Source organism: Paraburkholderia sp. RCC_158, from assembly GCF_041355255.1.
Lineage (GTDB): Bacteria > Pseudomonadota > Gammaproteobacteria > Burkholderiales > Burkholderiaceae > Paraburkholderia > Paraburkholderia graminis.
The window spans coordinates 11,529-26,470 of sequence record NZ_JBFUPM010000024.1 but is presented as its reverse complement, the minus strand read 5'-3'; the positions used below and the strand labels follow the sequence as shown (position 1 = coordinate 26,470).

The 14,942-nt window shown below is 62.1% G+C and carries 13 protein-coding genes; 10 read left to right on the top strand and 3 right to left on the bottom strand.

Annotation, left to right across the window (positions count from 1 at the left end; genetic code table 11):
- Positions 1 to 6: 6 nt before the first annotated feature.
- Positions 7 to 1,518, top strand: coding sequence for an aldehyde dehydrogenase (locus tag AB6809_RS30630; protein ID WP_006050440.1), 1,512 nt, complete (start codon positions 7 to 9; stop codon positions 1,516 to 1,518).
- Positions 1,519 to 1,746: 228 nt separating this feature from the next.
- Here the strand turns inward: AB6809_RS30630 and AB6809_RS30625 are convergent, their stop codons facing one another.
- Together AB6809_RS30625 and AB6809_RS30620 are read right to left on the bottom strand one after the other, a co-directional pair.
- Positions 1,747 to 2,580 (bottom strand): class I SAM-dependent methyltransferase, encoded by an 834-nt coding sequence (locus AB6809_RS30625; RefSeq protein WP_006050439.1) that lies wholly within the window; start codon positions 2,578 to 2,580, stop codon positions 1,747 to 1,749.
- Between the two features lie 137 nt (positions 2,581 to 2,717).
- A complete protein-coding gene (locus AB6809_RS30620; RefSeq protein ID WP_006050438.1) occupies positions 2,718 to 3,152 on the bottom strand; it encodes a GFA family protein in 435 nt (144 codons plus the stop codon).
- A 146-nt stretch (positions 3,153 to 3,298) separates the two neighbouring features.
- On the opposite strand from AB6809_RS30620, the gene AB6809_RS30615 reads away from it, so the two are divergent.
- Complete coding sequence (locus AB6809_RS30615) at positions 3,299 to 4,381, top strand: AraC family transcriptional regulator (protein ID WP_371027914.1); 1,083 nt, start codon at positions 3,299 to 3,301, stop codon at positions 4,379 to 4,381.
- A gap of 54 nt (positions 4,382 to 4,435) precedes the next feature.
- Here the strand turns inward: AB6809_RS30615 and AB6809_RS30610 are convergent, their stop codons facing one another.
- The gene (locus tag AB6809_RS30610; RefSeq protein ID WP_006050436.1) at positions 4,436 to 5,461 is read right to left on the bottom strand and encodes a porin; all 1,026 of its coding nucleotides are present in this window, start codon (positions 5,459 to 5,461) and stop codon (positions 4,436 to 4,438) included.
- Positions 5,462 to 5,736: 275 nt separating this feature from the next.
- Between AB6809_RS30610 and AB6809_RS30605 the strand changes: the two genes are divergently transcribed.
- The 8 genes from AB6809_RS30605 to AB6809_RS30570 all read left to right on the top strand — a co-directional run bounded on the left by AB6809_RS30605 (position 5,737) and on the right by AB6809_RS30570 (position 14,941).
- Entirely contained in the window at positions 5,737 to 6,711 is a 975-nt protein-coding gene (locus tag AB6809_RS30605; protein WP_371027913.1) for an ABC transporter substrate-binding protein, read from the top strand.
- 24 nt (positions 6,712 to 6,735) lie between these two features.
- Positions 6,736 to 7,761: an amidohydrolase family protein gene (locus AB6809_RS30600; protein ID WP_371027912.1), complete on the top strand. Its 1,026-nt coding sequence runs from the start codon at positions 6,736 to 6,738 to the stop codon at positions 7,759 to 7,761.
- Between the two features lie 96 nt (positions 7,762 to 7,857).
- Positions 7,858 to 8,709: an amidohydrolase gene (locus AB6809_RS30595; RefSeq protein ID WP_053860504.1), complete on the top strand. Its 852-nt coding sequence runs from the start codon at positions 7,858 to 7,860 to the stop codon at positions 8,707 to 8,709.
- 34 nt (positions 8,710 to 8,743) lie between these two features.
- Positions 8,744 to 10,024 carry an MFS transporter gene (locus AB6809_RS30590; RefSeq protein ID WP_006050432.1) on the top strand — a complete coding sequence of 427 codons (1,281 nt, stop codon included), beginning with the start codon at positions 8,744 to 8,746 and terminating at the stop codon, positions 10,022 to 10,024.
- A gap of 59 nt (positions 10,025 to 10,083) precedes the next feature.
- Positions 10,084 to 11,070, top strand: a complete 987-nt coding sequence (locus AB6809_RS30585) for a protocatechuate 3,4-dioxygenase (protein ID WP_371027911.1) — start codon at positions 10,084 to 10,086, stop codon at positions 11,068 to 11,070.
- A 61-nt stretch (positions 11,071 to 11,131) separates the two neighbouring features.
- Positions 11,132 to 11,989, top strand: a complete 858-nt coding sequence (locus AB6809_RS30580; RefSeq protein WP_006050430.1) for an HpcH/HpaI aldolase/citrate lyase family protein — start codon at positions 11,132 to 11,134, stop codon at positions 11,987 to 11,989.
- Positions 11,990 to 12,022: 33 nt separating this feature from the next.
- Positions 12,023 to 12,931, top strand: a complete 909-nt coding sequence (locus AB6809_RS30575; RefSeq protein ID WP_371027910.1) for a phosphate ABC transporter substrate-binding protein — start codon at positions 12,023 to 12,025, stop codon at positions 12,929 to 12,931.
- Between the two features lie 51 nt (positions 12,932 to 12,982).
- Positions 12,983 to 14,941 carry a TolB family protein gene (locus AB6809_RS30570; protein ID WP_371027909.1) on the top strand — a complete coding sequence of 653 codons (1,959 nt, stop codon included), beginning with the start codon at positions 12,983 to 12,985 and terminating at the stop codon, positions 14,939 to 14,941.
- Position 14,942 lies beyond the last annotated feature (1 nt).

Genomic DNA, 14,942 nt, shown 5'->3' with positions numbered 1-14,942 from the left:
ATCTCTATGGACACAGTGAACCAGACCCATCTCGATGCACAGCTTTTCATCGACGGCGCATGGACGGACGCCGACACCGGCCGCACGCTCGATATCGTCAATCCCGCGACGGGGGAAGTGATTGGCGCGCTCGCGGCCGCGTCGGAGCAGGATGTGGACCGCGCGGTGCACGCGGGCCATCGCGCGTTCGAAAGCGGCGCGTGGCGCGACATGCCGATCCAGCAACGCGCGCGCGTGCTGAATCGTTTCGCCGATCTGTTCGAAGCGGATCTCGAACAGTTTTATCGGCTCGAAACGTTGAACAACGGCCGGCCGATCTCGGAGACACGCGCGCAGATTTCGCGTCTGCCGCAGTTCTACCGCTATTTCGCAGCGCTTGCGCTGACGCGCCGCAGCGACGTGATTCCGGTCGAAGGGCCGTACCTGTGCTACACGCAGCGCGTGCCGCTCGGCGTCGTCGCGTTGATGACGTCGTTCAATCATCCGCTGATGATTCTGTCGAAGAGTCTTGCGCCCGCGCTCGCGACCGGCAACAGCGTCGTCATCAAGGCGTCCGAGCAGACGCCGCTGACCACCGTGCGCCTCGTGCGTCTACTGGATGAAGCCGGCGTGCCGAAGGGCGTCGTGAACGTCGTGAACGGCGAAGGGCGCGAAGCGGGCGCGGCGCTTGCGCGGCATCCGCTGATCCGCAAGGTCGTTTTCACGGGCGGCACTGAAGTCGGCCGCTCGATTGGCGAAGCCGCGGCGCGCAGCTTCGCGTTGACGACGCTCGAACTCGGCGGCAAGGGCGCCGTGATCCTGTTCGACGATTTCGACATGGAGCGCGCGGTGAACGGCGCGGCGTTCGCGGCCTTCATCGGCGCGGGACAAACCTGCGTGTGCGGCGCGCGGATTCTGGTGCACAAGTCGATCCATGCGGAGTTTCTCGAACGCTTCCGCGCGAAAGCGGCGGCCATTCGCGTGGGCGATCCCGCCGATGTGAAGACGCAACTCGGGCCGGTGATTTCCGAGCGCTCGCGTCAGCGCATTCTGGCGATGCTGGAGCGTGCGAAGGCAGCGGGCGCGAAGGTGCTGACGGGCGGCGGCGTGCCGTCCAGCTTGAAGCAGGGCTTTTTTATCGAGCCGACTGTGCTGTATGACGTCGATCCGCGTTCGGAGATCGGTCAGGACGAGGTGTTCGGGCCGGTCACCGTCGTGATGCCGTTCGACGATGAGGCGGACGCGATCCGCATCGCCAACGACACGCAGTTCGGCCTCGCCGCTTCGGTGTGGACGCAGGACGTCGCGCGCGCGCATCGCGTGGCGAGCAAGCTCGAATTCGGCATGGTGTGGGTCAACGATCACCATCGGCTCGATCCGGCGTCGCCGTGGGGCGGTTTCAAGAACAGCGGCGTGGGGCGCGAGACGGGTGTCGAATCGTTCGATCAGTTCAGCGAGCCGCGCGCGGTGACGATCAATACAAGCGGCAAAACCATCGACTGGTATGCGGACGATGGCGAACCTAAGCGTCTTAACTGATTCTTCTGGAGTGACGCAAGGGGACTGACTTCGCTCACGGCTGTCGGGTTGGTCAGAGTGAGCTGCGTTTGGACATGCGTGGCATGAGGAAATGGATTGGCTTTGCCGCGCACGAAGGCGCGGCAAAGCAGCAAATTGCAATGGCGCGGCGCTAAGCCGAAAGATCCAACACCGACCACAGGCGCGACGCGAATCCGTGCAGGACGGCGGCGCTGCGCTCAACGCCGTTCATGATCGTTCAATCACCACTTCGAGGTATTCGCTCGGCAGCACGAGCGTCGCGTCGCCGGACCGGTTGCGGCTTTTTATCAATGTCATCAGATCGCCGAGAAGCGCCGCTTGCCGTTCGCCCTCGAGTGCGCCAAATGCCTTGTTCACCGGCCCATAAAACGTGCGGAAAACTTCCACGAAATGTTCGGGCGAGCGGTAACGGAACGTGAAGTGGCGGCTGTTCGCGACGATCTTCCGGGTTTTTCCTTCGAACAGTGTTTCCAGCCGCGCCTTCGTTCCCCACAGCGCCGGTGACGCCACGCCCGCAGGTGGCGGAATGTGCATGGCAATTGTCTTGAACACCTGACCGATGAAGCTATCCGGCGTCCAGTTCGCGAGGCCGATGCGGCCGCCCGGCTTGCACACACGAGCCAGTTCAGCCGCTGCCTTCGCCTGGTCCGGAGTGAACATCACACCGAACGTCGACATCACGATATCGAACGAGGCGTCCGCGTAGGGCAGCGCTTCCGCGTCCGCTTCCTGAAACTCGACGGATAGACCTTCTGCTTGTGCGCGGGCACGGCCGGCGTCCAGCAGTGAGGCGACGTAATCCGTGGAGGTGACATCGCACCAGCGGCGCGCGGCAGCCAACGTTGCATTGCCGTTGCCTGCTGCAACGTCGAGCACGCGCGAGCCGGCGCGCAGGTCAAGCGCTTCGCATAGAGCTTCTCCGACGATCTGCAGCGTCGTGCCGACGACAGCATAATTGCCGGTCGACCACGCGGCCTGTTGACGGATCTTGACGGCAGCGAAATCTGCGACGGGTAAAAAAGAAGAATCGACTGCGGACATAAACGACTCCTGAGAACCGGGGCAGCGATGAGTCAATACTCAGAGTTGCTGCCATTCAGATGACGCCGCGAACTTGCACTGTGAAAAAGCCCGCGCGACGATCGGGCGAATCAAACCAGAACCGCGAGATGCAATGGCTATTCGGCAACGCTGATGCCCGAGCCGCCCATTTCCCCCGGCAGATCTTTCTGCTTGGGCAGACCGTCTTTCATTCGAAGGCGCGACTCCGGGTAATGAACGTGCACACCGGGTTCATAGGGGAAGTCGGCGATAACTGCGGCGTAGACGTCGATCAGTTCGAGCCCGGGATGTTCGGTAAACAGATGGCCGCCGCATGACTTGCACCACTTGCGGTAGCTATGGGCTGTCTTGTTGTAAGTGCCAATATCATCGGCGCCGCGAGTAACGTGCAGCGCCTCGGGCTTCCACAGCGTGAACGCATTGACGGGCGCTCCCGACCAGCTTCGGCACGACTCACAATGGCAATAGCCCATACCCGCAGGCTCCCCGCTTACCGTGAATTGCACGGTGCCGCAAAAGCATTGACCGCGATAAGTCTCTGCGTTACTCATGTCGTTCTCCTGATGGTGGAAGGCGGCGCTCTACCGTTCGTTGTTGCGGATTCGCGTGAGTGCTAGTATCGGGACGCAAGCCATATCGGTGAATGACCGGTCGTCCAGATATTTTGCGCAGGACGCCGAAACTGATGGACGACGTCATGGATGCTCTTTCCGACGTACTTCGCCTCGTGCATCTGAGCGGAGCGGTGTATCTAAGCGCCGACTTCACTGCACCGTGGTGTGTTTTCGGCGAGGCGACGCGGGAGTTGTGCGTATCGTTTTTGCCGCGCGCGGAGCGCATCGTCTCCTATCACCTCATCACAGAAGGAAGCTGTCGGGCACGGCTCGTCGACGACCCGTCTTCCGCTATCTGCGTCGATGCCGGAGAACTTCTCGTCGTGCCGCAGGGCGAAGCGCATCTAATGGGCAGTTCGGTCGAACTCGAACCGGCGCCCTCTCATCAGATGCTGTCGCAGTATCTGGAAACCGCGCCGGGCGACGTGATCAGGTTGAGCTACGGCGGAGGCGGCGCGAAAACGCGGCTCATTTGCGGCTTCCTCGCCTGCGACGATACGCTGACCAATCCGGTGCTATCGGCATTGCCTCGTATGTTCAAGATCGACATGCGCAACGACGCGAGATCCGCGTGGCTGGAGTCGTCGTTGAAACTCGCGGCTCTGGAAGCAGCCGAATTGCGCGTAGGCAGCGCGATCGTGCTCGGACGTTTGTCCGAACTGCTTTTCGTGGAGGCGGTACGCCGTTGTGTCGATTCGCTGCCTGCGGACCGTAAAGGATGGCTGGCCGGCGTCGGCGATCGCTTCGTGGGACGATCGCTCGCGTTAATGCACGCGCAACCGGCGCATGGTTGGACAGTCGATGATCTTGCCCGCAAAGCGGGCCTCTCGCGTTCGGCGCTGGCACAGCGCTTTACTCAATTGCTCGGCCAGCCACCGATGCAATATCTGGCGCGCTGGCGTCTGCAAATTGCGGCACAGGCGTTACGTGACGGAGCGCAGTCGCTTACGGCTATTGCGGAGAGGGTGGGCTATGAGTCGGAGGCGGCGTTCAATCGCGCATTCAAGCGGGAATTCGGCTTGCCGCCCGCCAGTTGGCGACGCAGCCACTTGACGACGGACGGCCACGATTCGTTGTCCGACGCGCCCGATGCGCGTTTTCTCTCAGGCGAATGTTCGACCGAGGTCGGCTGCAAGACGGGCGTCAGTGGAATCTCGCCGCTATAAGCCGGTTACTGGCCACGCGGTTCATCATGCAGATCGGCAAGCTGTTCGCCGCCGTCAGAACTTATGCGTCATTCCGACGATAGCACCGCGCGCATAAGCGCCGGGCTCAACCGCGATGCCCGAATACTGCGTGCCGTCGAGCGTGTATTGCGCCTGATGGCGGTTCTGGATCAGCCCCGCAGCGGTGTACAGGATCGTCGACTTCGACAGATAGTATTCGTAGATCAGACCGACCTGCTGCGCGTTGTTGCCCTGGCCCGTGCGGTCGTGCGCATAACCGTACATCACTGAAAAGCGGTTGAACGGATTGAATAGATAGGTACCCGAAGCTTCGTAGATGTCGCGCTTCTCGCTGTGATCGCTCTGACGCTCCGTTTGATACGCCAGATAGAAGCGCGCGGCGCCGAGCCGATAAGACGCGGCCGCGCGGAAGATTTTTTGCACGGACGTTCCCGTCGCATTCGCCGACGACTCATAGCCGGCCCCCACATGAATCGGCCCGTGCACATAGCGCGCGACCACGTTATAGAAACGCAGCCCGTTGGACGGGCTCGTTGTCTGATCGCGCAGCGAGACCATGCCCTGGACCGTCAGCCCGCGGAAGTCCGGCAGAAAGTACGCGATTGCGTTGCTCGCGCGCACGGACGCGTCGGTAAAGTTGTTGATCGGCGATGCGAAGCTTTTGACCGCGGTCGGGTCTACTTCGCCGTTCAGAAACAAATATTCGGGTTTCTTCTGGCGCCCAAAGCGCAATTCGCCGAAACGCCCCGATACGCCGATCCACGCAAGCCGGTTGAACGACGCGGTCGGGTCGGTCGCCGCACCGGTCACGCCTGAGAAGCCCTGCTCGAGCTGGAAGTTGACGTGCACGCCGCCGCCAATGTCTTCGTGACCCATCAGCCCATACACGGTCGCGAAGAGTCCGCTCGATACCGCGCGTACCGCGCCTCCCGCACCGCCGTTCTGATATTCGATGCCGTTATCGACAACGCCATAAAGCGTCACCGACGACTGCGCATAAGCGCCGTTAAATGCACATGCCGATGCAACGGCCAATAGCGAATAGGCCAGCTTCTTCATTCTGTCTCCGGGACTGTTTCTTTTGGTGTGCCGCGAAAAGCGAGAACGCAGAATAGGGGATCGCCGCGCGTACGTCCCTGCACAAAATCCAGATTCACCGGCACTTTTCAAATGCCGATCGACGCTCGCGCGCTGACAAAAAAAGTGCCATTGAAAGTGACTTTTGTGTAGGGACGCGAGCATCTTCCTCAAATATGCTGGGTCCGTCGAAACGATGCGCCCGGCGCCGGTGTGTTCCGCCGGTGCCGGCGGCGAATACTCCCAAGGAGAGGAAGTTGACAAGGAAAGTCCCGCTCAAGATTGCAATTGCTGAGCACCCGCACACCTCGGCTATCCGTAACGGTTCCATTCCCATTGAAGGCGTGGACGCGGAATTCATCACGGTCAAGCCGCAGATCGGCGCGTTTCGCCGGATGGTCCGCGATGTCGAGTTCGATGTCTGCGAACTTGCGCCGACCACCTACATCATCGCCCGCGCTTATGGCGCGCCTTTTGTCGCGCTGCCGGTGTTCGTCGTGCGGCGCTTTCACCACGGCGGGCTGCTCGTGCGCCCGGACGCAGGCATCAAGACGCCTAAGGACCTCGAAGGCAAGAAGGTCGGCGTGCGCGCCTATTCGGTGACGACCGGCGTGTGGACGCGTCAGGTGCTGATCGACGAATTCGGGCTTGATTCGTCGAAAGTGACGTGGGTTGTCGACGACGAAGAGCACGTGACGCAACTGAAGTTGCCGCCGAATGTGGTTCACGCGCCGGCCAACAGTTCGCTATCCGAAATGATGGAGAAGGGCGAACTGGCGGCGGGCTTTGCGGCTGCCGCGGGCATCGGCCGCACCGGCGCGCCGACGGGCGGCTGGCAGGAAGTCGAGGCCGACTATCCCGACCTGCTGCCGAACGCGGCCGAGCTCGAAACGGAGTACTACGCGCGCACCGGCGTCTATCCGATGCACGGCACGATCGTCGTCAAGGATTCGGTGCTGGCCGAGCACCCGTGGATCGCGCGCTCGCTGTTCGATGCCTTCGCGCAGGCGAAGCGGGAATGGCTCGCGCGGCTCGATGCCGGCGAAGCCACGAGCGCGAGCGACAGGAAATACATCGAGTTGCGCAAGATCGTCGGACATGACCCGCTGCCTTACGGTCTCGCCGAAAACCTCAAGACGATTCAGGCGCTCGAAGCGACGGCGTTCAGGCAGGGCCTCACGCCGCGGCGCATGTCCATCGACGAGCTGTTCGTCGATCCGCTCGCACGCTGAGCGCACGCAAGTTAGAGAGAAAACATGATTATCGATTGCCACGGTCACTTCACGACCGTACCCGCATCATTTCGCAACTGGCGCGCAAAGCAGGTCGAATTCGCGAACGATCCCGCTAACGCGCCGTCGCGCGCCGACGCTTATGTCACCGACGACCAGATTCGCGAGGCCATCGGCAACGGGCAACTGAAACTGCAGCGCGAGCGCGGCAGCGACCTCACGCTGTTCTCGCCGATTGCCGGTCTGATGAGCCACCATCTGGGCAACGAGCGGACGAGCCTCGAATGGGCCGAAGTGTCGAACGACCTCGTGTATCGCGTGACGGAACTGTACCCCGACAATTTCGCGCCGGTGTGCCAGTTGCCGCAGTCGCCGGGCGCGGCGCCGGCCAACTCGGTTCCCGAGTTGCGCCGCTGCGTCGAGCAACTGGGCTTTGTTGGCTGCAATCTGAATCCCGATCCGAGCGGCGGCTACTGGACCGGCAACCCGATGAGCGACGGCGAATGGTATCCGCTCTATGAAGCGCTGGTCGATCTCGACGTGCCCGCGATGATCCACGTCGCCGCGTCGTGCAATCCGTGTTTTCACGGTACGGGCGCGCATTACCTGAACGCGGATACGTCTGTCTTCATGCAACTGCTTCAGTCGGATCTGTTCAAGGACTTCCCGACGCTGCGCCTCGTGATTCCGCACGGCGGCGGCGCGGTGCCCTACCACTGGGGACGTTATCGCGGCATGTCGCTGGAAATGCGCGAGCGTCCGCTGGAAGGGCTGCTCGAGAACATCTTCTTCGATTCGTGCGTGTATCACCAGCCGGGCGTCGAACTGCTGACCAAGGTCGTGCCGGCGGACAACGTGCTGTTCGGCTCGGAGATGATCGGCGCGGTGCGCGGCAAGGACCCGTCCACCGGCCAGTACTTCGACGACACGAAGCGCTATGTCGACGCCTGCCCGGCGCTCTCGGACGAAGACCGCTACAAGATCTTCGAAGGCAATGCGCGGCGCGTCTATCCGCGTCTCGACGCGCGCCTGAAGGCTCGCGGCAAGTGATGCCGGCGCGAGCCGCTGCAACTCAACACATCGCGCACCTGAGCACGCACATAAGCATGCACATAGACAGGCACACAGAAAAGCACAGAGACACTCATGACATTTTCAATCGTTGATATTCACCCGCACATCATTTCCGACGACGAAAGCCGCTACCCGCCGGCGCCGTTGTTCGGCAAGCGCTCGGACTGGTCGAAAGAGCGGCCCACGACGGTCGAGACGCTGATCGCGGCAATGGACGAAGCCGGCGTCGCGAGAGCCGCCGTGGTCCATTCGTCGACGACGTATGGCTTCGACAACAGCTACGTGGTGGACGGCTGCGCGAAATACGCGGAGCGTCTCGTGGCCGTCGGTTCCGTGGACGTATTGCAGGCCGATGCGCCGCAAGTCATTCGCGGCTGGGCAGAGCGCGGCCTCGCGGGCCTGCGCCTCTTCACGGGCGGCAGCACGAAGGACTTCGATCCAAGCGAACTCGACGACCCGCGCTCGTTTCCCGCGTGGGAACTGTGCGGCGAACTCGGGCTGCCGATGTGCATCCAGACCGGGCCGATCGGTTTGCCGCAAGTCACGGCGCTCGCGCGGCGCTTTCCGAACGTGCGGATCGTGCTCGACCATCTGGCGCGTCCCGAAGTCGCCGACGGTGCGCCGTATGCAAAAGCGCAGAGCCTCTTCGATCTGGCGGAGCTGCCGAACATCTACCTGAAGCTCACGCCGCGCATTTTCGGCGATGTGAAAAAGGACCAGGCGAGCGCCGAAACTTTTTTCCCGCGTGTCGTCGACGCATTCGGCGCGCAGCGGCTCGCGTGGGGTTCGAACTATCCGACCTCGCCGGGCACGCTCGCCGACATTCTCGCGACCGCGCAAGCCGGCCTCGCCTGCCTGAGCGAAGCGGATCGCGCGTGGATCTTCGGCGACACCGCACGGCGGCTGTATCCCGCCTTGGCCTGAGCAAGCCTCACACAAACCAACGAGAAAACAGAAGATGGAGACAAGCAGATCTGAACGACAGGCAGGCGTGAGCCGGTGGGCCGTGCTCGCACTCCTTGCGCTCGGCGTGTTGATTTCGTTCGTCGACCGCACCAGCATTTCGTCGACGCTCGCCGACGCGAACTTCATCCGGCACTTCGCGCTCACCAATGTGGATCGCGGCTGGATCAACGCGGCGTTCTTCTGGTCATACGGCGCGTTCCAGATTCCGATGGGCTGGGTCGCCGACCGCTACGGCGTGAAGTGGCCGTATGCGATCAGCTTCGCGTTGTGGTGCGTCGCCACCGCGATGATGGGCGCGGTCACGGCGCTCGCGAGCCTCGTCGTGATGCGTCTTGTCATCGGGATGGCCGAGGCGATTGTGATTCCGGCGAGCTACCGCTGGATTCGCAACAACTTCGACGAGAGCCAGAACGGTCTCGCGGTCGGGCTGCTGGCGATGGGCAACAAGTTCGGCCCGGCATTGGGCGCGCCGGTCGGCGCATGGTTCATCGTCCACTATTCGTGGCAGGTGATGTTCGTCGCCACGGGCCTCGTCGGGCTTATCTGGCTCGCGCCCTGGCTGCTGCTCGCGCGCAACGATCTGCCGGACAAGGCGCAACTCGCGGCGGCGAACCGGCGCGCGCGCATGGTGAGTCTCGGCAGCATCGTGTCGAGCCCGGTGGTGTGGGGCGGTTTGATCACCAACTTCTGCTACGGCTATTTCACGTTTTACTGCATGACGTGGATGCCCGCGTATCTGGTCGAGCAACGTCACCTGTCGCTGTCCAAGTCGGGGCTTTTCACTTTCTTCAGCTTTGCCGGCATCGCGATCGTCGCGGCGCTCGCGGGATGGGCGGCGGACCGGATCATCGCAAGAGGGCACAACGCGATTCTCGTGCGCAAGGTGTTCACCATCACCGGCTTTGTCGGCGGGTGCACGGTGCTGCTCGGCGCGTATGCGCAGACGCTCGACATGGCGCTCTTCTGGAATGTGCTGTCGCTCTCGCTGCTTGGCCTCGTGACGGCGAACAACCTGGTGCTGTCGCGGCTCTCCCTGATTCCGAAGCAGGCGATCGGACTCGTCACGGGCGTACAGCAGGTCGCGACGAGTCTCGCGGGCGGCGTGACGGCGAGCCTGTCCGGATGGCTGCTGCATGTGAGCGGAAGCTATGACCTGCCGATGATGGTGATCCTCGTCTTCCTCGCGATTGGAGCGCTCGCCACGGCGATTCTTTATCGCCCCGAATGGGCGCCGAAGGTCACGGAAATGCAGCCTGCGCTGCGCGAGGCGTAGCACGCACGCCGGCGCCGTCGAGACCAATGTTGAAACACTAATTCACTGAGAAACCTTACATGGCGAAGATTGTATTCGGGATGGCAGTGCCGCATAGCGGCATGCTGGGTCAGGCACCGGAGGACTGGCTAAAGAACGGTGAGCGCGACCGTAGCAATCCGGAGCTGTGGTATCGCAATCGGACCTGGACTTACGCGGAGCTGGAAGCGCATCGCGAAGCGGCGTTCGAGAAGTTCCTGACGCTCGAGGAGCGCACCGCGCGCGCCGCGCGCTGCCGCGCCGCGCTCGACGTCATGGCCGCCGCGTATCGCGACGCGAACATCGACGTCGCGATCATTCTCGGCAAGGATCAGAAAGAGATCTTTACGCACTGCTCGCCGTCCATCGCCATCTACAGCGGCGAGCAAGTGCATAACGGCCCGCCGCAGCGCTCCGTTTATGCACCGGACCACCACGTTACGCACCAGTGTCATCCAAAGCTGGCCAGTTATCTGATCGGGCACTTCCAGCGCGAAGGCTTCGATCTCACCGATCTGTTCGCGTGGCCCGACAACGTGTGGATGAAGCCATTGCCGGCGTATCCGGTCGTGCCGCATGCGTACAGCTTCGTCTATCACCAGATCATGGGCGACGAACCGCCGCCGCATGTGCCGATCATCATGAACTGCTTTTATCCGCCGACGCAGCCGTCCATGTCGCGCTGCATCGAGTTCGGAGCGGTACTGCGCGACGCGATCGACGCGTGGCCGGAGGATGTGCGAGTCGGCATCTTCGCATCCGGCGGTCTCTCGCATTTCGTCAACGACGAGGAATTCGACCGCCGCATCATGAAGATGCTCGCCGGCTACGACTACGAAGGTCTCGCCGCGGTGGACAACCGTTCGTATCAGTCGGGCACCTCCGAAATCAAGCTTTACGTCAGCGTGATGAAGGCCGTGCAGGAAACGCGCGCCAGCATGACGCTCGTCGACTATGTGCCGTGCTGGCGTACGCCGGCCGGCACCGGCGAAGGCATGGGCTTCATGTACTGGAAGGCCGACGAATGAGCCACGCCCAACTCAAGTTCATGCATCCACGCCTGCCCCTCTTCATCCTGAGATAAAGACCATGAGCGACACGCGACTCAACAGCATCATCCGCGCATTCGAATCCGGCAAGCCCGCTTTTGCCGCGTTCTCGAAGCTCGACAAGCAGACCGCCATCGAGATGAGCGATGCGCCGTACGACGGCATCGTCTTCGAAATGGAGCACAACCCGTACGACGTGACCGCGCTCGGCGACGCGTTGCAGTACATGCTCAGCCGCAAGCAGATCGCCGAGTCGGGCTCGGTAGCGCCGCGTGTGACGCCGATCGCGCGCATTCCCGCCAACGGCGCCGAAATGAATCAGGCGTTCGCGAAGCAGGTGCTCGACCGCGGCGCTTACGGCGTGATCTGGCCGCATGTGGCGACAGTCGAGCAGGCATACAACGCAGTCGCGTCGTGCCGGTATGCGCGGCCTAAAAGCGCGCCCTTGTATGAGCCGAAGGGCGTGCGCGGCGACGGCCCGGCCAACGCGGCGCGTTACTGGGGTTTGAGCATGGCCGATTACTACCGCAAGGCCGACGTGTGGCCGCTCGCGCCGCAAGGAGAAATTCTCGTCGGGCTGATGTGCGAGAGCACCGAGGCGATCGAAAACCTCGACGACATTCTGTCGAACGTGCCGGGCATCGGCTTCATTCTGATCGGCGAGGGCGACCTGAGCCAGGAGCTCGGCTATCCCCGCGACTATGAGCACCCGGTGGTGGTCGACGCGATGCGCAAGATCGTCGAAACGTGCCGCAAGCACAACGTGGTGGTCGGCAATCCGCACGTGAACGCGAAGAACCACAAACGCCTGCTCGAAGAGGGATATCGCTTTCTGATGTCGGCGCCGCTGCGCAGCTACGGTGTGGTCGGCATGGCGCGCGAGATGGCGGGGTATTGAACCGGATTCATTCAAGCACAGGAAAGAAGCGCAATGACAACGACGTTTACCGAGCGGTCCGCGGACGTGCCCACCTTACGCACGAATCTGGCCACTTATCCGGTCACGAAAGCGATGAAGGAAGGACGCGTCGCCTCGGACCTCGTCAAGCTCGACTACTGCGGGCCCACGCCGGCGCACAACGGCTTCAAGGCGATGGTGCGCGAGAACGCGTTCGACGCCGGCGAACTCGCGATCGTCACGTTCCTGCAGGCCAAGGCTTACGGCAAGCCCTATGTGTTGTTGCCGACGCCGATTTCGGGGCGCTTCCAGCATCACTGCGCGGGCTACAACATCGAGTTCGGCCAGCTCGATCCGAAGGACATAGAAGGCAGGAAAGTCGGCGTTCGCACTTATACGCAGACGACCGCGCTATGGATTCGCGGCATTTTGCGCCACGAATATGGCGTCGATCTCGACAAGGTCACGTGGATGACGCTCGGCGACGGCCATCTCGCCGAGTACCGCGATCCGAATAACTGCGAACGTTTGCCCGCCGGTTCGTCGATCCCGCAGATGATGCTGGACGGCGAACTCGCCGCCGCGCTGCTCGGCGAGGACATGCCCAAAGACGAACGCGTACGCACGCTGGTGCCTAACGCGCAGGCCGCGGCCAAAGACTGGTTCGCGCGCGAAGGCGTGGTGCCGATCAACCACATGTTCGTCGTGCACGAGGACATTTCGAAGAAGCGTCCGGACATTGTGCGCGAACTGTACCGGATGATCGTGGAGAGCCGCACGCAGACCGAAGGCGGTGTGCCCGCCGTGTTTCCGCCTATTGGACTCGAGGAGAACCGCAAGGGCATTCAGTTGGCAATCGACTGGGCGCTCGATCAGAAGATCATTCCGCATCGGCTTTCGGTGGATGAACTGTTCGACGACGTGACCGGCAGCCTCGGCTGAATCGTGCCCGGAAAGCAGGAGCGAACGGAGGTATCGAGGAAATAAAACCGCTTGATCATAAAACTCATGGAGGCATTCGCTGTGTATCTCACTTCGTCCTTAAAGAAGCTTCTCGCGTGCATCGCCATCGGGGCTGTCTCGGTTTCCGCTTCGGTTTCGGTTGCCGTTGCGGGCACCGCGGGCACGGCGCCGAAAGGAACCTTGTTCCTCAACCGCGTCGGCCCCGTCAGTTCAGAGTTGTACATATCGAATGCCGACGGTACTGGCGAACGCAAGCTGATTCCAAGTACCGGCTTCGACTATCACGCGTCCTTTTCGAAAGACGGCCAGTGGCTTGTGTTCACGTCCGAGCGCGACGGCGCTGGTCAATCGAACCTGTATCGCGTGAAAGTGGACGGCACCGGTCTCGAGCGGCTAACCGATCACATTGCGGTCGACGATGCGGCCGTCTTCTCGCCGACGGACCCGAACGTGATCGCGTTCGTCTCGTCGCGCCGCGGCAACGACGGCTTCGGCACGACCAACGTGTGGACGCTGAACCTATCGACGGGCGCATTGAACAACGTGACGGGCTCGCTCGGTTTCGATCCGACGCGCCCGCATGGTTACTTCAGGCCGTCATGGTCGCCGGACGGCAAATGGCTTGCGTTGTCTTCGGATACCGGCTCCGACTGGCGCGGCCACAATCTGCCGACCGGCTGGGAGCGTACGCAGGAAAGCAGTATCTATATCGTCCGGCCAGACGGTTCCGGCTGGAAGAAAATTGCCGGCGTTTCCGGCTATGACGAGGGTTCGCCGTCGTGGTCGCCGGATGGCAAGCGCGTGGTGTTCTATGAAACGCCGGTGGAATCGACATGGGGCGCGCACCGTCCCGAGTCGATCAACTCGGTGAACTCGCAACTGGTGTCTGTGGATATAACGAGCCTTTCACGAACGACGCTCACCTCCACGGCGGGCTTCAAGGTCTTTCCGCAATATCTGAATGCGGCCACCGTCGCGTATCACGTCAAGGGCGGCTCGACCGAAGGGCTTTATACAACGGCAGGTACTTTCCACTCGACAGCCAATACGGGTATCCGCTCGCCGCGTTATTCGCCCGACGGCACGAAGCTGGTCTACGAAAAAGTCGCGTTTAGTCCCGCACGCGCCAATGGCACGCCGCTCTTCAGTTTCGACCCCGCATGGAAGTACACGTATCTGGATGTATTCCCGCAATTGTCGAGGGATCGCGCGAAGCTCGTTTATACGGAGAAGGCAATTAATTCGTCGATTGCCGTTGCGAATCCCGATCTGTCCGGTTACACGCGCATTTACGATCCGGCCACGAGCGGCCTCGACCCCGCTGCCATCGCGCAGGGTCTCGCCGGCGCATTTCAACCGGCATGGTCGCCCGATCGGCAGTGGGTCGCTTTCGGTGTGGGCAACTGGTTTTTCACGCGCAGTACCGGCCCCGCGCAGATCATGCGTATCAGGGCCGATGGCAGCATGAACGGCCAGGCTGAAGCATTGACAGACGGCTCCATCAATTCGGGCTTTCCGAGCTACTCGCCGGACGGCAAGAAACTCGTGTACCGCGTGTGGAGCGACGCGGTTCAGGGGCTGCGCATTCTCGACCTGGCCACGCGCAGCACGACTGTGTTGACGAGCGGCGCCGACAATCTGCCGGGCTGGTCGCCGGACGGCAGCAGGATCGTGTTCACGCGCAAGCAGATCGACGCCACGAATCCAAACCGGTTCAACTACGACGTGTTCACGATCCGACCGGACGGCACGGGCCTCACACGGCTCACGACCGACGGCTCGAATCAGGGGCACGCCGTATGGACGTGGGACGGCCGCATCGCGTATAGCTCGGGTACGTATGGCTTTCGCGACGAACTCGCGCTCTACGACAACAGCTTCCAGCCCGACGGCCAGAACTGGGTGATGAATGCGGACGGCAGCAATCAGCGGCCGATCACGGATACGCTGTGGGAAGAAGCGATGCCGCTATACATTCCGACGCTGTGAG

Bases quoted from the DNA above. Each gene is read 5' to 3' on its own strand.
- AB6809_RS30630 (WP_006050440.1), top strand. From the start codon at position 7: ATGGACACAGTGAACCAGACCCATCTCGATGCACAGCTTTTCATCGAC.
- AB6809_RS30625 (WP_006050439.1), bottom strand. From the start codon at position 2,580: ATGTCCGCAGTCGATTCTTCTTTTTTACCCGTCGCAGATTTCGCTGCC.
- AB6809_RS30620 (WP_006050438.1), bottom strand. From the start codon at position 3,152: ATGAGTAACGCAGAGACTTATCGCGGTCAATGCTTTTGCGGCACCGTG.
- AB6809_RS30615 (WP_371027914.1), top strand. From the start codon at position 3,299: ATGGATGCTCTTTCCGACGTACTTCGCCTCGTGCATCTGAGCGGAGCG.
- AB6809_RS30610 (WP_006050436.1), bottom strand. From the start codon at position 5,461: ATGAAGAAGCTGGCCTATTCGCTATTGGCCGTTGCATCGGCATGTGCA.
- AB6809_RS30600 (WP_371027912.1), top strand. From the start codon at position 6,736: ATGATTATCGATTGCCACGGTCACTTCACGACCGTACCCGCATCATTT.
- AB6809_RS30595 (WP_053860504.1), top strand. From the start codon at position 7,858: ATGACATTTTCAATCGTTGATATTCACCCGCACATCATTTCCGACGAC.
- AB6809_RS30590 (WP_006050432.1), top strand. From the start codon at position 8,744: ATGGAGACAAGCAGATCTGAACGACAGGCAGGCGTGAGCCGGTGGGCC.
- AB6809_RS30585 (WP_371027911.1), top strand. From the start codon at position 10,084: ATGGCGAAGATTGTATTCGGGATGGCAGTGCCGCATAGCGGCATGCTG.
- AB6809_RS30580 (WP_006050430.1), top strand. From the start codon at position 11,132: ATGAGCGACACGCGACTCAACAGCATCATCCGCGCATTCGAATCCGGC.
- AB6809_RS30575 (WP_371027910.1), top strand. From the start codon at position 12,023: ATGACAACGACGTTTACCGAGCGGTCCGCGGACGTGCCCACCTTACGC.